The sequence below is a fragment of the Mitsuaria sp. BK037 genome (assembly GCF_014193045.1).
In the GTDB taxonomy this organism is placed as follows: domain Bacteria; phylum Pseudomonadota; class Gammaproteobacteria; order Burkholderiales; family Burkholderiaceae_C; genus Roseateles.
This window is the reverse complement of sequence record NZ_JACHYS010000005.1, coordinates 72,034-89,451: the sequence shown is the minus strand read 5'-3', so window position 1 is coordinate 89,451 and position 17,418 is coordinate 72,034. Positions and strand designations below refer to the sequence as shown.

19 protein-coding genes and 1 pseudogene are annotated in these 17,418 nt (G+C 62.2%); 7 read left to right on the top strand and 13 right to left on the bottom strand.

The genetic code is table 11. The features are described from left to right. Positions 1-97 precede the first annotated feature (97 nt). The 11 genes and pseudogenes from FHT37_RS24975 to FHT37_RS24930 form a co-directional block, all read right to left on the bottom strand. On the bottom strand, positions 98-490 hold the full coding sequence (locus tag FHT37_RS24975; protein ID WP_221211229.1) for a T6SS amidase immunity protein Tai4 family protein: 393 nt from the start codon (positions 488-490) through the stop codon (positions 98-100). Further along, positions 487-978 (bottom strand): type VI secretion system amidase effector protein Tae4, encoded by a 492-nt coding sequence (locus FHT37_RS24970; RefSeq protein WP_183485945.1) that lies wholly within the window; start codon positions 976-978, stop codon positions 487-489. Before FHT37_RS24970 ends, FHT37_RS24975 begins: the two co-directional genes overlap by 4 nt. Positions 979-1,229: 251 nt before the next feature. Further along, positions 1,230-1,421 (bottom strand): hypothetical protein, encoded by a 192-nt coding sequence (locus FHT37_RS24965; RefSeq protein WP_183485942.1) that lies wholly within the window; start codon positions 1,419-1,421, stop codon positions 1,230-1,232. A 237-nt stretch (positions 1,422-1,658) separates the two neighbouring features. Next, the gene (locus FHT37_RS24960) at positions 1,659-1,913 is read right to left on the bottom strand and encodes an antitoxin VbhA family protein (protein WP_183485939.1); all 255 of its coding nucleotides are present in this window, start codon (positions 1,911-1,913) and stop codon (positions 1,659-1,661) included. A gap of 96 nt (positions 1,914-2,009) precedes the next feature. Next, positions 2,010-2,396 carry a hypothetical protein gene (locus tag FHT37_RS25585; RefSeq protein ID WP_255489998.1) on the bottom strand — a complete coding sequence of 129 codons (387 nt, stop codon included), beginning with the start codon at positions 2,394-2,396 and terminating at the stop codon, positions 2,010-2,012. Between the two features lie 63 nt (positions 2,397-2,459). After that, positions 2,460-2,861, bottom strand: a pseudogene (locus FHT37_RS25820) (TniQ family protein); the annotation flags it as partial. After that, positions 2,858-3,811: a TniQ family protein gene (locus tag FHT37_RS24950; RefSeq protein ID WP_183485933.1), complete on the bottom strand. Its 954-nt coding sequence runs from the start codon at positions 3,809-3,811 to the stop codon at positions 2,858-2,860. The pseudogene FHT37_RS25820 and the gene FHT37_RS24950, both read right to left, overlap by 4 nt. Continuing rightward, the gene (locus FHT37_RS24945) at positions 3,798-4,751 is read right to left on the bottom strand and encodes a TniB family NTP-binding protein (RefSeq protein WP_183485930.1); all 954 of its coding nucleotides are present in this window, start codon (positions 4,749-4,751) and stop codon (positions 3,798-3,800) included. Before FHT37_RS24945 ends, FHT37_RS24950 begins: the two co-directional genes overlap by 14 nt. Beyond that, the gene (locus FHT37_RS24940) at positions 4,736-6,703 is read right to left on the bottom strand and encodes a Mu transposase C-terminal domain-containing protein (protein WP_183485927.1); all 1,968 of its coding nucleotides are present in this window, start codon (positions 6,701-6,703) and stop codon (positions 4,736-4,738) included. The genes FHT37_RS24945 and FHT37_RS24940 overlap by 16 nt, the downstream gene beginning before the upstream one ends. Next, complete coding sequence (locus FHT37_RS24935) at positions 6,609-7,424, bottom strand: hypothetical protein (RefSeq protein ID WP_183485924.1); 816 nt, start codon at positions 7,422-7,424, stop codon at positions 6,609-6,611. Before FHT37_RS24935 ends, FHT37_RS24940 begins: the two co-directional genes overlap by 95 nt. A gap of 183 nt (positions 7,425-7,607) precedes the next feature. Next, positions 7,608-7,907, bottom strand: a complete 300-nt coding sequence (locus FHT37_RS24930) for a hypothetical protein (RefSeq protein WP_183485922.1) — start codon at positions 7,905-7,907, stop codon at positions 7,608-7,610. 97 nt (positions 7,908-8,004) lie between these two features. Here FHT37_RS24930 and FHT37_RS24925 point away from each other — a divergent pair, with 97 nt between their 5' ends. The 5 genes from FHT37_RS24925 to FHT37_RS24905 all read left to right on the top strand — a co-directional run bounded on the left by FHT37_RS24925 (position 8,005) and on the right by FHT37_RS24905 (position 13,492). Continuing rightward, positions 8,005-8,976, top strand: a complete 972-nt coding sequence (locus FHT37_RS24925; RefSeq protein ID WP_183485920.1) for a hypothetical protein — start codon at positions 8,005-8,007, stop codon at positions 8,974-8,976. 8 nt (positions 8,977-8,984) lie between these two features. Continuing rightward, positions 8,985-10,649 carry an N-6 DNA methylase gene (locus FHT37_RS24920; protein WP_255489997.1) on the top strand — a complete coding sequence of 555 codons (1,665 nt, stop codon included), beginning with the start codon at positions 8,985-8,987 and terminating at the stop codon, positions 10,647-10,649. Next, positions 10,639-11,649 carry a hypothetical protein gene (locus tag FHT37_RS24915; RefSeq protein WP_183485918.1) on the top strand — a complete coding sequence of 337 codons (1,011 nt, stop codon included), beginning with the start codon at positions 10,639-10,641 and terminating at the stop codon, positions 11,647-11,649. Before FHT37_RS24920 ends, FHT37_RS24915 begins: the two co-directional genes overlap by 11 nt. A gap of 257 nt (positions 11,650-11,906) precedes the next feature. After that, complete coding sequence (locus tag FHT37_RS24910; RefSeq protein WP_221211227.1) at positions 11,907-12,824, top strand: restriction endonuclease; 918 nt, start codon at positions 11,907-11,909, stop codon at positions 12,822-12,824. A 308-nt stretch (positions 12,825-13,132) separates the two neighbouring features. Then, entirely contained in the window at positions 13,133-13,492 is a 360-nt protein-coding gene (locus FHT37_RS24905; RefSeq protein WP_183485913.1) for a hypothetical protein, read from the top strand. 116 nt (positions 13,493-13,608) lie between these two features. Here the strand turns inward: FHT37_RS24905 and FHT37_RS24900 are convergent, their stop codons facing one another. Together FHT37_RS24900 and FHT37_RS24895 are read right to left on the bottom strand one after the other, a co-directional pair. Next, positions 13,609-14,403 carry a HEPN domain-containing protein gene (locus tag FHT37_RS24900; RefSeq protein WP_183485910.1) on the bottom strand — a complete coding sequence of 265 codons (795 nt, stop codon included), beginning with the start codon at positions 14,401-14,403 and terminating at the stop codon, positions 13,609-13,611. 6 nt (positions 14,404-14,409) lie between these two features. Next, positions 14,410-15,597, bottom strand: a complete 1,188-nt coding sequence (locus FHT37_RS24895) for a DUF262 domain-containing protein (protein ID WP_183485908.1) — start codon at positions 15,595-15,597, stop codon at positions 14,410-14,412. A 578-nt stretch (positions 15,598-16,175) separates the two neighbouring features. On the opposite strand from FHT37_RS24895, the gene FHT37_RS24890 reads away from it, so the two are divergent. After that, a complete protein-coding gene (locus FHT37_RS24890; RefSeq protein ID WP_091731914.1) occupies positions 16,176-16,526 on the top strand; it encodes a GntR family transcriptional regulator in 351 nt (116 codons plus the stop codon). Further along, entirely contained in the window at positions 16,523-17,404 is an 882-nt protein-coding gene (locus FHT37_RS24885; protein ID WP_183485905.1) for an ABC transporter ATP-binding protein, read from the top strand. The genes FHT37_RS24890 and FHT37_RS24885 overlap by 4 nt, the downstream gene beginning before the upstream one ends. Positions 17,405-17,418 lie beyond the last annotated feature (14 nt).

Genomic DNA, 17,418 nt, shown 5'->3' with positions numbered 1-17,418 from the left:
CAAGAAGTTACCCACAGCCTGAGCCTCAGAGGCTCGAACAAGGGTGGGTCAAGATTGGATGGAAACGGTGGGTCAGTATCGAGCGGGAATCAACAGGCTATCGGGCCTGCTTCGACAGGCGCGTGGCGAGCACTTCGAGTTCTCTGCTATGCATCAGATCGATGCACTTCATGGTGTTGAACTCCGACTGTACAGCGCCGCTGTAGACGCGCTTCGAATAACTGTCGGCGAGTTCTCGCAGGGGCTCGTAGGCTTCGATGGGCTGCCTTCCAAACTCCATGTAGGCACTGGCGGCTGCGTTCGCATCCTCCTTGGCCTCCTGGGTCTTGGCCACTTTTGCCAGGCACACGCTGACGGTCCAGTTCTTGAGCAGCGTCTTCTGAGAGTAGCTGGCCGTCGCGCTCGCTGTGACCTTCGCAGCTGGGGACTGGCTCGGCTGGGCGCACACGGCGGAGGAAAGGATCATGGCGCCGAGAAGGAGCACTTTCATCGCAGAGTCCAGATAGATGCCGTCTCCGGGACGAAGGGGCCATTGTCAGGGTCGTGCATCAGGTGGCAGACGTCGGAGCACTTGGTGCCATCCCAGAGCGTAACGTGACCGCGGGCGTCGCCCCAGCCGCTGCCCTTGACGACGATGATGCCCTTCATGCCTGCAAAGTCCGATTCCTTCGGCGCCCTGGCCGTCTTGTCCGGCCTCCCGAAGGTCTTCTCCATGTAGGTCATCATGTCCGCCACCCGGTACAGATATTGTTGACCGTCGCCCCCGCTGACCATGGCGTACAAGCGGCTCTTGGGGATCGGGAAGCCGGTCTTGTTGAGGACGTAGCTCATCCGAATGGGGCACGCATTGCGGAAACCGCCTTCGGGTAGCTCGATGTTTTTCTGAACGTTCCCGCCGATTTTCTTGCCCACTTCGAGGACGGGAACCCGAACGGCCATGAACGCCGCCCAGGCGCTGTTGAAAGATGGTCTTGCCACGCGAACACTCCCTGGTTGCGCAGGAGCTGCGGGGACGCTTCAGCCCCAAAAATGCCCTGCTGGGGAACATTCTGGGGACGTGCGCCGAACGTGCAATCAGTCGAAGGTCACTCAGCTGCCATGAGCCCACCGGAGACTGCGAACGAGCTGCTTAAGGCGAAATCTCAGTTTCCTTGGCAAACCAGGCTGAGGCCTCCGGATCCCTGGCCCCCCACTGGCCTTCGGTTGAAGCGCCGCCTCCGCCTGCTCCATTAGCCGCGAGTCATCGCTGCAAACGCGTCCAGCGCGGCCATCTCGGCCAGCTCCGGGTCGGCGAACTTCCCGTCTATAGGAAGTCGGATTGGCGGTCCGATCTCCGCAGGCGGTACAAGAACGAGAACAGCGGAGAACCAGCCCTCGGCACATCTCGTCACGTCGATGCTCGCATCCCAGTTCTCGTCCATCCGCTTCCTCCTACGGTTCTGTGTCTTGTAGGTGCTGAAGGTGCGTCCTTGGTACAGCTAGCCGAGTGGCGCCGATCGTCTGGTCAATGTCGTTACTCCCGCGCGCGAGTCAGCTCGTCGTGCCTTTGATGACCCCCTTGTGCCCCGGGGTGGTCGACTACTGTTGAGATCGACGTGTCAGTCAGACAACCCGGCTCCACGAGGAGCTTATGTGACCCGGACCTTGTGCAGACAGCCCTAACGCCGCGAGCGGATCTCGCTTGATTGATCGATGTCGCGAGATTCGTTGTTAGCGCTCGCTTTCGAAGCCACGCTGTCCCTCGCTTGAGCCCGCGCCAAGCTTGCTGCGCGTGCCTGCTCCTGCGACATGCTGCCCTCGATCACCGCTTCGCAGTCCGCGAGGAACTCTGCGCTTGGCCGATGCCCTTCGATACGAGTGCTGGCTAGAGCCTGTTCGTGAGCCAGGCGCCGCGCGGCCTTGGTCGTGATCATTGACATCCTTCAAGCGCAGAGGCCGTGTTTCCAACGACGGGAGCCGACGATCGAACCTATGGATGCGAGGAACGACGTCCGTGCGATGTCACAACTCTAACGGCTTGGCGGCCAAGGCCAAGCCGGATGCTCGGTCCCGCCCTTGCTCCAAAGGCCTTTTGAAGTTGCGTTTGCTTCGCGCGTAGCTTGAAAACGTATGCGTGCTTCGGCGATGCGCCACGCTTCCGGACGCGGAAGGTCGTCTACCACCATCAACAGCCGTTCCATCGACGGGCAGAGGTGGGCTGGATCGCCCGAACCTTCACCGCAAAACGTCGCCACGAATTTCCGCCCCGCCAGCAGCCATCCCTGTTCACGCTCAGAAAAGCGCGCTGAGCTATCGAAATCGACCGTCACCCGCGGCGCCTCCGCGAGGTCGGCTGCACAGTTCTGGCACCGTCGTTGTGACGCGAATCCTTCGCGACCCGCGCGGGTCTGGTCCATGTCAATTGGGAACCTTATATGGGATCGACATGCAAAACATCGCTCGTCCATCAAGCACCGATGAAGCGGGCAATATCGCCAATCCACGAAGCGCCACAAAATGAACATGGTCCCGCCACCTTCACCTTCTCGCATTAGGCAGTCTGGGCACACGCGGAATCGCGAGCTTCTTTGACGGTCGGAGAGCAGACAGCGGTGGCGAAGCTTGGCGTACTGGACCCCGTCGATGACGAATTCAGCGTACGCGAATGAGACCCCCGGCAAGCCGCACTTGCGTCGCAGCTCGGAAAGCGCATTGCCTCGGAGCTGAACATCCAGATCTTCGTCGCTGCTCAGGTTCAGGAACCGCAACAGTTCGCGCACAGTGCATCCTTGAGCGAGCGCCAGCCGGCTGAGCCAGCTGCTGGCCGCCTCAATGCCGAATGGCTTAGGAACACCGCCCAGCAGCACAGGATCCCCACTCATGAGATGAACAGCGGGAGCTGCCCTCGTGGTCGACTTCCTGCCCGAGTCGCGCCAGGATCCACGCTGCTGCGCATGCTCTGCATCAACCACCAAGCAAGCGCCTGGTCTTCGACGGCTGCAGCGTCCGCGGCGATCTGCGCTAACGCTGGCTGATTCGCCACCATGGAGAATCGCATGGCAACTCCCGGGTCCGCCTCAATCGCCTTGAGTCGCTCCACCCCTCGCTGCACGACGGCGCCCAGTCCACGAGGCGTCTTGCACCCCGCCAGCGCGGATCGGACCGACGTTCCCGCGCGGGGGCAGAGCCCAAGCGCCTCGATGATCCGAAAAGCGCCGTCGATGCTCAGGTGCAGAGCTGCGGTTGGAAGCGCTGTAGGCGACGAAAGTGCGACATCGCCGAGCGCGCGCTCCATCCAGTTCAGCCACGCTTGAACCTCTGGTTCAACCGCATCGGAAGAATCGGTCTTGAAGTGCCGCCCACATCGGCAGATGTCCACGTCTGGCCTGTTCCATGCGATGGTTTGACCGCAGTGAGGACAAAGCCAAATCAGGCTGTAGCCGTGCTGCGCGCACCCGACCGCTGCACGCAGCTGCCAGCTCAACTTGGCGATGCCCTGCTCCCTCAGGCATTGGGGGCAGACCTTCGCGTACAGTTTGTTGGTCGCCACCTGGCGCCGGAAGCGCATGCCGGCTAAGCGCACCCATCCGGTACTAGCGTCCTGCATCACCAATCGCGTGCCCAACTGGCTGCGGTCAACGTTCAGGCACCAAGCGATGCGGCGCACCGATTGCTGATCGAGCGGCCGATGGCGTTCCAAGCCAAGCCACCGGATGCCCTGGTCGAACGCCACGCCGTTGGCTCGAAGGGCGCGCAGCGCGAAGCCCAAGCCCGACTCCGCCGGCGCGAGTTCGAGCTTCACCGGCAACTGGCGCGGCTCAAGCGTTTCCATAGGGATTGGGCAGTTCATGGCCTGGCCCCCTCGTGCGCTGGAATGCGAGTTGCAGGTGGGCTTGCGTCACCTCGGCCGCTTCCGCATCGACGGCGATAAGGAGGGCTTCAACGACCAGCCGCATGGTGGCTCGACGCGAACCCGCTGTCGCGGTATGCGTGGCGGCCCGGGCCGCAGTGTTGGCGAATAGTTTCATGCTCGGCTGGTCGACGCAGCGGGTCAACCCCGTCAGGAAGGCTGCCCATGCTGCGTCGTTGTCGAAGTGGGATAGCGACAACCGAACCGAGACGCGGTCGGCCAAGGCCCTGTCCACGTGGTCGAGGCCCGGCAGCCGCTGATCGGCCAGCAACACCAGGCCGATGCCGGCGCGGTCCATGATCTCGCGAAGCATGTTTGCCGCGGACGTGTCCCGTTCGTCGACGACTCGCCCGCGTCCACGTTGGGTCAGGGACTGCGCCTCGTCGACGAAGAGCAATCGCGTGCCCTTGTGCTGCAGGGCTTCGCAGGCTATGTCCCGCATTGGCGCTAGCCTATCGTGCCGCACGTTAGTGAATGGATGCCGGACGGCATTCAGCACCTGGGAGACGATCAGACCCGCCGTGGCGCCAGGCCTCATGCGCACATACAGAGCTCCGAAGCCATCGACGACATCTGATGCTGGCGGCAGGGACTGCATGAAGTAATGCGCCGCGCTCGTCTTGGACGAACCCGGCGGCCCGATCAGAAGCACGCCCTGAGGAATGGCGACGTCCCGGGAGAGTTGATAGACGCGATCGAAGGCCGCTAGTGCTGCTTTGATCTGGGGGAACAGGATGTAGGCGTTTGAAAGGCTGCGGGCCGCTTTAATGGCTCGTGGCGAGTACATGGACATGCGCCTTGCCTGGACGTTCTCGTCGTCATCATCGAGCTGGTCTCCAGTGTCGATTACATGGAGTGCCATTGGCCACCTCGCTTCAAGACGACGGTCTCATACTCTTCCTCGCACACTGGAATCGGCGGTTCGGGAAGTGCTTGGCAGCGCTTGTCCGCTGGCGGCTGCAGGTCGTCCCTCGCAAGCACGCGTGCAGATGTGTAGCCTGCCGCGATCGCCGCTAGCTTCCGGTCTACGCGCGTTTTCCAGCCCGTGGAGTCCATCCAGTGCTCATGCAGCCGCAGCCGGGCCTGCTCCAGATACTCCACAGCATTGCAGTTCTTCAGCTCTTGGCGCGCGAACTTCCTGATGGCCAAATGCTGGTTCCAGCTCAGACCCTCGGCGTAGTGGCGCCACCGGCAGCCGCTGACAACCCACTGCTTGGTCTGCGGGTCTTGCACCCAGATCTGGCTCATGTCGTCTAGGTCCCATTTGACGAGCGCCAGGAATCGCTCCCCGTGGCGCTTACGCATGTCCAGCAGTTCGGGTCCGCCGAACGGCAAGCCTTGGATCTCCACACCGCCAGGGCCAACCGTTCTCTTCGCCGACCGCGCTGAGGCCATCCGCAGTGCCTCCATGTCACGCGGAAAGTGAACGGGCGGTCGCCGCTCTACGCCTTCCACGAACAAATCATGAGGGCGGGCCAGCTTGCGTTGGTTGATCTGGAAGGGATGCACGTCGACGACGAACTGAACGATGCCCTTCACGAAGTCCGAGAACATCACGGCGGCACCTTCTATGGGATCGATCTCGACGACGTTGGCGATGCGCTTGTGAATGCGACCCTTGGCCAGGGTGAGCGTGTCTAGCGTTGAGAAAAAGCGTTCGACGTGCGGTTTGAGCCACGGAGTACGGACCTGGCAGTAGGTGAAGTCCATCCTCAACTCCCAACCCATCAGCTGGAAGACCGGACTGTGAAATTCCAATCCGTTATCAAGCATGAGTCGATCCGGGACGCCCGCAGCCAGCCATCGGTTGGACAGCGGCAATCCCTGGGTCATTTCGTCCTTCGCCTGGATCGCACATCGCAGCGCGCCCGACACGCTGGTCAGGCCGGCCCCGTAGAAGCTCACATAGAAGCCCAACACGTAGTTGGAGAATGCATCGATCAAAACGGTGAGCAGCGGACGGCCCAGCGGTAGGCCGGTTCGATCGCAGACGACGACCCAGTTCATGGGAGTGTGGTCAACTTCCACGCGCTGCAGCGGATAGCTGGCTGCAGCCCCGTCCATGCTGGTCCTGCACACCAAGCGCGCTCGCGCCGAACCTTGACGCGCTTCGATAACGCGGTATCGGTCGACGTCGGCAACCCGGCGGCTGAGCGTCGCCAAGCTGATTCGTGCATCGTCTTGCGTAAGCTGACCAGCCCGAACTCTCTTTGCAGCCTCAGCGTGGATCACCGCCTGGGTATGGACGAGCGAGTTGCGTGCTCGCGTCAGGTAAACCTGCTGAAGGGCTTTGACGATGATCTGCTCCATCACAGGAGAGATGCGTCGACTCGCCTTCCTCGTTGCCCTCTTGTCCACGACCGCGCCGGCATATCCCTGGGCTGCATGCAGCTGCCGCGCCCACCTCATCACTGCAGAGGTCGAAGGTTTTCTCGTGTCGTTCAAGCGGGAGGCAACGGTGTCAATCACCTTGGCGATCTGCGCGCGTCTGCCCAGGGAAACATGCGCCTGATCGAGCCCCTTCAGGTATGTCATGCGTCGTTCCAGCTCCTGCCGGGCCGCTGGTTTCAAGGACGCGATCATCTGGATGCTCGGTGCTGCAGCTCGTGCAGCAGTTGGCGCCGCGGCGCCTTGATCCAGAATCGCCAGCCGGCCGCTCCAGACTTGCTTGAGCAGTTCCGCTCTATCAAACACGGCTTGTCGGCGGGTCAGGCAGTCTTCAAGGGCCAACCTGCCGTCCGGCAGCTCGCGCATGAGTTCCAGCGTTCGTTCGCCACGGCGAAACATCAAGCCAGCTTGCAAGCAGAAGGTCATCTTCTTTCTCCAGGAATTCGGGCAAGGTGATGAGGTCGGCTTCGCCGATGCGGCGTTTGAAGGTCAGCCGGCGACTAGCGAGCAGGTGGTAGATCAGTTCCAGCGGAGCTCTGGCACGGGCGGCGAGTCGCACCGCCGAGCACCCATTCGGATGGCCGCGCGCCTCGGTCAGCACGCGGGCGACATCGGCCTCAGCTGGCTCTGCCTTGCCGTAGCGGTGCAGCAGCTCGGCATGCAGGTGGTGTCCACGGAAGCGCAGCGACACGTTGGAGACGGCGTAAAAGCGCTCGCCTTGCTCATGCAGGTATTGCGCAGCCCGGTTGAACAGCGCTCGGTAATCGTCGAAGCGCTTCTCCAGCTTGACCTCCCAGTACGACACGGCGCCGCTGTGGCACTCGACGCGGTAGTCCGGCGTGTACGCCTGACCGCTGAGGAGCAGGGTGCATGGCTGTGCTGCGATGTGCTTGACCGTAGGGCACAGCGCGGCCAAGCGCACGAAGTCTGCTTCGGTCGTCGCTTCAGCCTGGACTGGCGCCGCCAGCGCCGGGATGTTGAGCAAGTGGACTGTTCGCGGCGTCGTGGGCTTGATGAGCCGCCGAACTGGCGTGGTGAAAACGTCAGTTGGCCGCATCGCGGCTCTGATTTCGTCAGGGGGATCGTCAGGTGCGCTGGCGCGCGTCGCGGGCATGGTTATGCCTGCTGAAGTGCTGGGCTTCCGCATGGGCGGTCCTTTCAAGATGAAGGGATGAGTTCGCCCAGCTACCCCAAGGCTTGACGCCTCGCGGTATGCGGCCCATACTGACCACAACAAGTCCCTACTTGATCTGGCCTTCGGGTCGGACGCAAAGCCCGAGGTTCCCGCCTCGGGCTTTGTCGTTTCTGGGCGGGAAAAGGGATCAGATCATCAGGTCATCGGCTCCTCCCGCTGCGTTCCGGTTTGTGAATGAGATGCGGCGAGTCGAGCTTCGGCAAGCCAGATCGCCACATCCCGGGTGAGGGCGAAGAATCCGCGCCGTTTCGGCAGCGTGAACAGGGGAACGGGCACGCGGCCTCGCCTGCGCGCCTGACGCAGCGAGGCTGAACTGGTGAGGCCTAGCGCTGCAATCAGCTTCGTTCCGCCAAGAAGCGGGCCGTGCAGCGATTCAAGCTCCCCGCGCAGTTCATTAACGAAAGCAGCCTGCTGGGCGGCTCGTTCCTGTGACATGTGGCCTCGGATTCTCGTGAGGGTCCGCGCAGTGTTCTAGCTGGTCACGCTTTTGAACAGCCGTACAGTTAATCGAATATCTGTCCCCTCCGTGGCCATGGCTGATCAACGCAAGACGAAGGGTCGTGGGCACCCACCGCGGCACATCATCGACGTGCTGTTCACCTGCCTGTGGTTTGGCGTGCTTCAGGCGCGGTCGGGCTTAGACTCGCCCGACGACATCGAGGAGCACCTTGAGCCGCGGCTTGTTCAGCGAGGTAATGACGGAAAGAAGCGCACCGGAAAGTGGGCGATGTACCCGGCAGGCCGGCGGGTGCCTCAGGCCCCGACGATCTCGGTTGCCGAGGGTCGCTATCCTGGTACGGAAAGATTCATCGATTCGCCGATGCGGGCGCTGCTTCGAGATGAGCCGGTCTCGGTTGATTGGGTGCGTGAGCAGCTGCTTACCTTGCCATCGCCGGTGGATGACCTGCTCTGGAAGCCCTTAGCGCATGGCGGTTCGCGCCGGCTGATGCACGCGTTTGACGAAGAGCGCGCCGAGGCTTTGGTGCAGCTTGGCGGTTTTAGCGCGCTGGAGGCAGCGGTTTTGCTGATGAAGCTGGCAGAGCTGATCTCGTCGCCTGCACTTAGAAAACTCGCCCGCGAGACCGCCATACGCATCCATCCGAGCCTTCGCGAGTCAACGGAACTGTGGCCAGCTATCGAGTCGGTGTTGGTAGCCATCGACATCAGTTTTCCAAACTGGGTGTTCCTGCGAGGCGATCTTCGGTGCGACGTACTTGAGTTCACCTACGTCCGACGCGCAGAGGATGCGACAGGTCCCTGCGAAATGTTAGCCGCCGACGCCTTGGCAAGTACGGTCTTCGAGCTAAATCGGGAAGCGCTTGAACGTCTCATTCAGGCGCCTGGCAACCCCCTCGTCCTCACGCACATGTTGTCCGAACTACTGCCTGAGCAGCGCGTCGGTAGAGTTGATGCAGCTGTTTTGACAGCATTCGAAGCGAAACGCATCGACGCGCCGTCTTTGCCCGCTCGGGAAGACGATCCGACCGCCCCGCCTTTAGAATGATGGACCCCATGGCGACCTCGTTCATCCATCCAAAAGACACCCCCGAACTCCGGAAGGAGCGCGGTGCTTTCTTCACCCCGGAGGCGATCACAAGCTTTGTCGCGCGGTGGGCGATTAGGTCCGAAGACGATCGCGTGCTTGAGCCATCCGCAGGGGATGCGGCCTTTTTGGTCGCCGCCGTCTCCCAGATTACGAGGCTCCGGGGAGTCCAAGGAGGCCAGCCGACGGTCGACGGCGTTGAGATCCACGCGCACAGTGCGAAAGTCGCCCGCCAAAGGGTGCGCGAGGCAGGGGGCAATGCGCGAGTACGCCAAAGCGATTTCTTCGACGTCAGGCCCGATCCGGTCTACGACGCCGTCATCGGCAACCCGCCCTACATCCGCTATCAGAGCTTTTCGGGCGAAGCTCGCATCAAGTCCAGAGAGGCCGCGCTGCGTGGCGGCGTTGCGCTCACAGGCCTAGCTTCGAGCTGGGCCGCTTTCACGGTGCACTCGGCACTTTTTTTGAAGCCCGGGGGCCGCTTGGGGCTCGTGCTTCCAGCGGAGCTACTGTCAGTGAACTACGCGGCGCCGGTGCGCCAATTCTTGTTCGACCGCTTCCGCAAAGTTGAGCTCGTGCTGTTTACACAACGAGTGTTTCCAGAGGCGGAGGCCGACGTCGTCCTCCTTCTCGCGGAAGGCTACGGTGGGGGGCCAGCCGGCCACGCCACGATCCGACAAGCGAGAGATGCCGAGAGCTTGGCAAGCTTGGACGCGGGCCAAGCGTGGAAGCCCGTCGATCCCGCTGGCAAGTGGACCGGCAGCATGGTGGACAAGGCTGCTCTCGACGCCTTGTCCTCGCTTACCCGCGCAGGCCACTTCGCTCCGCTTGAGTCGTGGGGCGACACAACGCTGGGAATCGTCACCGGCAACAACAAGTACTTCGCTGTTTCTCCCTGCCGCGCCAAAGAGCTTGGACTCAAGGCCGCTGAGCTGTTGCCCTTGTCACCGCCAGGCAGCTCGCATTTGCGAGGCTTGTCGCTGTCTATGGAACTGCTCGCCAATTTGGGCAAGGATGGCCAATCTACGCGTCTTTTCTACCCGCGCGAGAAGCCCTCGAAAGAGGCCGAAGCCTACATCGAGGACGGGCATCGAACGGGCGTTGATTTGGCTTACAAATGTCGCGTTCGCAAGGTCTGGTATCGCGTGCCGCTCGTGCGCCCAGCCGATTTGCTTCTAACGTGCATGAACGCAGACACGCCTCGGCTCGTCGCGAACGAAGCCGCTGCGTATCACCTCAATTCCGTACACGGCGTGTACCTTCGCGAGGCCAATCGCGAGACCGGCTGCGAGCTTCTCTCGCTGGCAAGCATCAACTCCGCGACGTTGATGCACGCTGAGATGGTGGGGCGCGCCTACGGCGGCGGTATCTTGAAGCTCGAGCCAAAGGAAGCCGACCTCTGGGCCGTGCCCTCGCTCTCACTGGTGCGCTCGCGTGCGTCAGCGCTGCGCGCGGTCAAAAAGTGCGTCGGCGCAATGTTGGCCAAGGGTGACTTAATGGGTGCGGTAGACCTGGTCGACCACGCTCTTCTGATCGATGGACGAGCGCTCCCCAGCAAGCAGGTTGGGCAGATGAGGGCTGCGCGCAATTTGCTAGCGAGCCGCAGAGAGATGAGGTCGGGCAGTGGCTACTGAGAAGACCGCGAAGGCCAAGGCATGGGCCCTGTTCGATCGCATTGTTGAGAACGCTGCGCCGGAGGGCGAACACACCAATCCGTGGGTCACAGCTGCCGACGGCAAGCGGCGATACGAGCCCGACTACGGGACGCTGTGCCTGCTCCTGGGCGTGCCGCTGTCCCTCAAGGCAAATACCCAGTCCGGCGTACCGGCGCTGGCGCTCGACGTTTGGCTCAGCTATGAGTTGCGGCGAGCGGGCTTCGGACCCGACCAGACTTGGCCGCGCCCCGAACATCCGCGCATCCTTCCAGCTTCTGTGGCCAACCTGCTGAAGGCCTTGCCAAGAGATGATGCAACGGCAGTCAAGAAACTGCTGAAGAAGGAAGGCGCGATGACCGGCGTGACCTCTGCGAGCGCAAAGATCCTGGGCAAGAACTATCTGAAGCAGGTCGACGTGATCATCACGGATTGGTCCACTGGGCCCGAACTGTTGATCTCGACCAAGCGTATGGACTCGTCGTTCGGCAAGAACGCACCTAACCGTATCGAGGAGTCTTATGGCGACGCGAAGAATCTACGACTGCGACATCCGCAAGCGGCCCTCGGTTTCGTGTTCGGACTAAGCGCCAACGCGCTATTGGAGGAACCAGGCACCGCCGAGTGGCTCTTCGACTTGTTGATCAAGCTCGGACAAGAAGACGACGCATATCACGCAACGGGACTCGTGCTGATGGAGTATTCCGGTGCGTCGGTCATCGACGACGGCGAGGAGCCTGAGCAAGGTGTCCCCGAAGAGCCGGGCGTGGAGCCTGGGGACGATGTTGTTCCAGCCGCCGATGGCGATCTAGAAAAAGCCATCGCCAAGCTTCCGAAGGTCAAGATCCGGCTCGACGCGACTCCCGATGAGCTCGACCCAGGACGCTTTCTCGCTGCAATGGTCGACCGCGTGCTTAAAGCGACGCCGGTGACGATGCACAAGGGCGCTCGTAAACGCCGAGCAGAGCCCGCCTCGTCTTGACGCTTCGGCGATGCCCGCTTTAGGCTGGTTGAGGCTGTTCGCCAAGGACCGCTTTGCTGCCCCTCGGGGCCAGCCATCTCTGCCGGCCGTGGAACCGGATGAGGGCTCGCGACCGGTACAAACACGCCTGCCCGGTACGCCTGCTGTACTGCAACATCCGAAACCCGTCATTCCAGCGAACCGACTTTGGTGGCCGCTGAATTCAGACGTTGGGCGTCATAGGAGAGACAGTGCCAATCCCTGACTATGAATCCGCGATGCTTCCGCTTCTCGAGCTTTCAGCAGACGGAGCAGAGCATCGATTTCGTGATGCCGTCGAAAGCCTATCGGTTCACTTCGGGCTCACTGATGCGGAGCGCGCAGAGATGCTTCCGAGCGGAACTGCTCCGCTCTTTGACAATCGCGTAGGGTGGGCGAGGACGTATCTGAAGCAAGCGGGACTATTGGAGTCGCTGAGGCGCGGCTACTTCAAGATTACGGCTCGCGGGAAGGCAGCGCTTGCATCTCGACCGAATCACATCGACACGACACTGCTCCTTCAATTCGAAGAATTCAGGGCCTTCAGGGCGCGGCGAAAAGAGCCCGGAGAACCCTCAGTATCCCAACAAAGCGGAGCGGTTGTTGCCGCTCCAGTGGATGTCGATCTTCCACCGCAACAAACGCCTGAGGACATGCTCGCCTCGGCATATCGAAGGCTGCGCGGCGATCTGGAGCTTGAACTACTTGATCAAGTCAAACAAGCTTCGCCCGCCTTCTTCGAGCGCCTTGTTATTGATCTGTTGGTTTCCATGGGGTATGGCGGTTCTCGGCAAGACGCAGGTCGGGCCATCGGGAAGAGCGGCGATGGCGGTGTCGATGGAATCATCAAAGAGGACAAGCTTGGGCTTGATGTCATCTATGTTCAGGCAAAGCGGTGGGAAGGAACAGTCGGTCGTCCAGAAATCCAAAAGTTTGCTGGCGCTCTACAAGGCCAGCGAGCAAACAAGGGCGTGTTCATCACAACATCTTCATACAGTCGAGAGGCGATCGAATACGCAGGAGTCATAAGCTCGAAGATCATTCTTGTCGACGGGCAGCAACTGACTGCGCTGATGATCGATCACAACGTTGGCGTGTCCACGGTCGGCATGTACGAACTGAAGCGGATGGACAACGACTACTTCGAAGGGGAGTGACGCCCAACCCCCTTCCAGCGGAAGTTCGGCGCCGCTGAAGTCAAACATTGAACGGCAGCTTTGCGGCGTTGGGTTGAGCAAGTCGGAGGACTGCAGCCGCTGAATAGCGGATATCCGACCAAGCCCGCGCTTCACCCTTGGGGGCGCCCGCCGTCGCCAGCCGCGAAGGGCTGGCGAGCGCAGGATGACGGTTCTCACTCAGCCGAAACTGATCGTCCGGCGGGTCGCGGTCTTGCCTCTGGCGCTTCATCCAGATCTACAAGGGGTTGGTGGAGAACGCGACCTACTCTTGGGGCCTCGCCACGAACATGAAGATGCTGTTCGATTCGGAGAGCACCACATCCCTCGATAAGGCGGATGCGCTGCGGTCGGCCATCATCGCAGCCGTGGGCAAGAACCGCTATGCGTCCATGGACACCTGTAAGGTCATGATCGTCCGCGCCGAGGATGCCGAACTGGGGCAGCGGGTCCACGAAATTCTGATCGAGCACGACGCGCACTTCATCCGCCACATTGACCCAGCGGAATGCAGATCCCCTGCGGTCCGAGCCGCGGTCATCAACCTGAAAGCTCCGGAGGACGCTCGAATCGCCGCCGGAAACGACGACTTCCCAAATGCACCCGCAGAGCTGGTCGAGCCGCCGCTCGGTGAAGCTCCATGCCGTTAATGCAGTGCCCGATGCCGACTTTGTGCTACATCTTCCGGCTTTGGTCCGCCCGAGGGCCATCAGCCAGAGTTCGTGCCAATCGATCGGGGCCGACGGACGACCTGCGCCCGGCGTATTCAGGGGTGATACGAAGCCAGGTAGACCTTAGCGAGATCCACGGTCGTCGATGCGAGCATCTTGAGAAATCGCGCCGATTTCAGCACCTGGTCGGGATCAGGAAAATGCGTGCTGGCCGTGGGATGCGCGACCTGATTTCTCTCGTCCATGATCGAGTTGAGCCGTGCTTGCGCCACCTTGGTAGTCTCCCCGTCGGCGGTCTGTTCAAGCTCCAATTTGACCGGCGCCTGTTTGCCGAGGTTTGTCCAAAACTCTGTCATTCCCACTCGTTTCAAGACGTCAGCCATCAACCGATCCCTCATGTTGGCCTCGGTGAGCGTCAGCACTTTGGAAGCAATGGGCACCGGCGAAGCGAGGGCGGCCTTGCTAGCCACCAACGCGGCTAGCAGCGCGTCGGCCTCGCTTTCGTCATAGCCGTAGCGGCGCGGATTCTGGACGACCTCGAGTGTGCGCGTCTTCAGTTCGCTACGCAGAGACTCGGGCAGGTCCGCAAACTTTTTCGCGCGAGCACCGATTTCGTCGGCGACGACTTCGACGATTTGGCGGATGCAATATTCGAAGCGTCCGGCGAGGTACAACTGCAGCGAGCCGGACAGCACGGGCAGGTCGGTGCGCCGTTGCGCTGAGGCCTCGTGAAGCGACTTGGCCGCCGGCCAGGCATCGGGTTGCCCCGCGGCCGTGACCGGCGGCGTGCTAGCGCCGAATTCCCGGAACGTCTTGACCAGCGAGAGCAAGTGCTCGGCGCGCTCGACGTCGGCCTTGAAGTCCGCGAGTACTGGATCGAGTGCACTCATCTCGGGTCAAGCCTTCAAAATTGCGGCGGCCAGCCCGACGCGTTGTCGCACCGCTTCGATTGTGTTGCCGCGACCCACTAGAACGTCGTAGTTCGTGTCCGATTCGAGCGCCTTGTCGAGGGCAGCTTTGATCTCCGTTCGTTGCGCCTCGATATCAAGCGTCGGATTCAAGCTCAACGCGATCATCAGCGCATCGTACAAAGGGCGACTGGGACGTTTCGTCTTGGGTAGCCTGAACGGCTCGCCGTCGAACAAGGCCACCAGACGAGACAAAGTCTCGAGGAATTGGCGCTCCATGTCCGCCTCCTGGCCGGAGGAGATCTTGACCATCTCGGCCATATAGCGGTCGAGGATGCGACGTAGCGAACCGGTCTTGTTGCGAACGATTGCATCACGCAGTGCGAAAAACCGGAGCACCAACTCCGCGTCGGCCAAAGAAGAAAACAACGCGTTCTTGAGGAGATCTTCCGAGGGCTCATCCTCTTCCCCTGCTTTGTACGCAGGAACGCCCCAAGTCGCGGTGAACGGCGCGGAGCGCGCCAAGCGGATCAGCAGCGCATTGAATTCGCCGGGATACAACGCATTGCGCAATTCCTGGGGATTCAACCTGATGCCGCCCGTATTGAGTCGATCGAACAGCACGCGTCGCACGTCGATGTCATTGGCACCGATGCCACGCGTCTCGGCGAGTAGAACAACGGCGGGCAGGCTTCTTCGCAGCAGGCCCTTTTGCAGCACACCCGGCAAGTCGTTGAACCGTTTGCGCTCGAGCTCTGGCCAGTATTCGAGACTGGACAAGGGGAAATCGTTGGACAGAAACGCGCGGATGGTTTCGATGCGCTGACGTCCGTCGATGACCTCGTATTCGTTGTAGTCGTGCTCGAACAAGAAAACTGGCGGCACGGGAATGTTCAACAGAAACGACTCGATCAGCAGAGATCGCTTCTTGTTCGTCCACCGCAGCCTTCGTTGGTAGCCGGGCGCTGTATCGATCAGCTCTTTGCCGGGCTGCAGCGCATGCTTGAGATAGTCGAGCTGGTAGTCCTTAGTCTCGCGCACCACCCGCAGTTGGCTGCGTGCATATTTCTCCGCGGGATCCTGCGACCGCCCGTCGACGGGGAGGAGCGACTCGCTCGATTCCTCTTCGAACCAACCTTCGACCTCGTCGGAGTCGACCGTGGATTTAGTGCTCATGCTTGCGCCTCGGATCTGAACTGGAAAACGATTGTCGCGCCTGGCAAACAAACCCAGCTTACCCTGGAGCAGACACTCGTGGACTCTTGTCGCCGATGCCGAAATGAGCCGTCGCGCCGAAGAGCTTTTGAGCTACGTCGATCGACGCCAACTCGCATTCGCGCTGGGCTTGCTCCGTTTGGACTGGCTCACCGCGTGATCGGCGCAAGCGCGTAACTAGGCTCGAATCCCGATCGGCGCCAACGGACTAACTCAAAGCTGCCACTGGCGAGTGGCTGCTCCTCGACCGTTGCTGACCTTTGCATCCAGCGCACCGACCGGCCGCAATCGCTGCGTAGCGGGCCTCCCCTGGCGGGCTGCCTTGCCGAGAGGTGCCCGCCGTCGCTAGTCGCGAGCGGGGCAGGGCAGGAAGTTCCACCTTGAGTGAAAAGAGTTCCACCTTGAGTGAGAACCGACACCCAGTTCCCCGCTTCATCCCCCCATTTCTGCAGTCTGTCGCCCCCCGCTGGGGGCGGGCCGGGGCCGGTTGATATGGTGTGCTACATCAGCAACACACCGGCGCTCCGGCGCCTCGCGTCATGCACAGCTGGAACGATCAAGCGCCGATCTATCAGCAGCTCGCCGACCGCCTCGCGTCGCAGCTGCTGGACGGCGATCCCCCCGAGGGCGAGGCGCTGCCATCCGTGCGCGCGCTCGCCAGCCAGTACCTCATCAATCCGCTGACCGTCAGCCGTGCGCTGCAGGCCCTCGTGGACGAGGGCCTGGTCGAGAGCCGCCGCGGCCTGGGCATGTACGTCCGCGACGGCGCCCGCGTCCGGTTGCTGCGCAGCGAGCGCGAGCAGTTCCTCCAGGAGGAATGGCCCCGCCTGCGGGAGAAACTTCGCCGCCTGGGCCTCCGCCCCCAGGACCTGAATTGGGAGGACGCATGAAGACGCTCATCGAGGCCAGCCACCTGAGCCTCCACTACGGCCGCAAGGCGGCCCTGCAGGACCTGACCTTCTCCATCCCCGCCGGCCGCGTCGTCGGCCTGCTCGGCCACAACGGCGCCGGCAAGACCACGCTGATGAAAACGCTGGTCGGCCTGAAGCAGCCCACCGGCCAGCTCCGCGTGCTGGGCCTGGACCCGCATGCGGACCGCGCCCGGCTGCTGAGCTCGCTCTGCTACATCCCCGACGTCGCCGTCCTGCCCAGCTGGGCGCGGGTGTCGGAACTGATCCGCCTGATGGCCGGCCTGCAGCCGCGCTTCTCCACCGAGCGCGCCCGCCAGCTGCTGCGCCGCACCTCCGTCGGCGAGAACGACAAGGTCAAGCACCTGTCCAAGGGCATGGTTACCCAGCTGCACCTGGCGCTGGTCGCGGCCATCGACGCGAAGCTCATGATCCTGGACGAGCCCACGCTCGGCCTGGACGTGATGTCGCGCAAGAGCTTCTACGAGATGCTCATCGACGAGTGGTGCGACGGCGAGCGCTCCGTGCTGATCTCCACCCATCAGGTGGAGGAGGTCGAGTCGCTGCTGTCGGACGTGATCATGCTGGACGAGGGCCGGCTGGTGCTGGACATCTCGCTGGCGGAGATGGACGAGCGCTTCGTCGCGTTGTCGCACGATCCCGAAGCCGCCGAGGCCGTCGCGGCCAACCACCCGCTGCTGCGCTACCGCGTGCAGGGCCGGCCGGCCGCGCTGTTCGACGGCGTCGCGCCGGACTCGGTCGCCCACCTGGGGCAGCGCGTCCGCCCCAGCCTCGTGGACCTGTTCATGGCCCTGACCCGCAAGCCCGAGATCCAGGCGCGCACGCCGGAATCGGCCTGACCCGCGACCCCTCC

Coding starts and splice junctions, on each gene's coding strand:
- FHT37_RS24975 (WP_221211229.1), bottom strand. CDS start 490: ATGAAAGTGCTCCTTCTCGGCGCCATGATCCTTTCCTCCGCCGTGTGC.
- FHT37_RS24965 (WP_183485942.1), bottom strand. CDS start 1,421: ATGGACGAGAACTGGGATGCGAGCATCGACGTGACGAGATGTGCCGAG.
- FHT37_RS24960 (WP_183485939.1), bottom strand. CDS start 1,913: ATGATCACGACCAAGGCCGCGCGGCGCCTGGCTCACGAACAGGCTCTA.
- FHT37_RS25585 (WP_255489998.1), bottom strand. CDS start 2,396: ATGGACCAGACCCGCGCGGGTCGCGAAGGATTCGCGTCACAACGACGG.
- FHT37_RS24950 (WP_183485933.1), bottom strand. CDS start 3,811: ATGGAAACGCTTGAGCCGCGCCAGTTGCCGGTGAAGCTCGAACTCGCG.
- FHT37_RS24945 (WP_183485930.1), bottom strand. CDS start 4,751: ATGGCACTCCATGTAATCGACACTGGAGACCAGCTCGATGATGACGAC.
- FHT37_RS24940 (WP_183485927.1), bottom strand. CDS start 6,703: ATGACCTTCTGCTTGCAAGCTGGCTTGATGTTTCGCCGTGGCGAACGA.
- FHT37_RS24935 (WP_183485924.1), bottom strand. CDS start 7,424: ATGCGGAAGCCCAGCACTTCAGCAGGCATAACCATGCCCGCGACGCGC.
- FHT37_RS24930 (WP_183485922.1), bottom strand. CDS start 7,907: ATGTCACAGGAACGAGCCGCCCAGCAGGCTGCTTTCGTTAATGAACTG.
- FHT37_RS24925 (WP_183485920.1), top strand. CDS start 8,005: ATGGCTGATCAACGCAAGACGAAGGGTCGTGGGCACCCACCGCGGCAC.
- FHT37_RS24920 (WP_255489997.1), top strand. CDS start 8,985: ATGGCGACCTCGTTCATCCATCCAAAAGACACCCCCGAACTCCGGAAG.
- FHT37_RS24910 (WP_221211227.1), top strand. CDS start 11,907: ATGCTTCCGCTTCTCGAGCTTTCAGCAGACGGAGCAGAGCATCGATTT.
- FHT37_RS24905 (WP_183485913.1), top strand. CDS start 13,133: ATGAAGATGCTGTTCGATTCGGAGAGCACCACATCCCTCGATAAGGCG.
- FHT37_RS24900 (WP_183485910.1), bottom strand. CDS start 14,403: ATGAGTGCACTCGATCCAGTACTCGCGGACTTCAAGGCCGACGTCGAG.
- FHT37_RS24895 (WP_183485908.1), bottom strand. CDS start 15,597: ATGAGCACTAAATCCACGGTCGACTCCGACGAGGTCGAAGGTTGGTTC.
- FHT37_RS24890 (WP_091731914.1), top strand. CDS start 16,176: ATGCACAGCTGGAACGATCAAGCGCCGATCTATCAGCAGCTCGCCGAC.
- FHT37_RS24885 (WP_183485905.1), top strand. CDS start 16,523: ATGAAGACGCTCATCGAGGCCAGCCACCTGAGCCTCCACTACGGCCGC.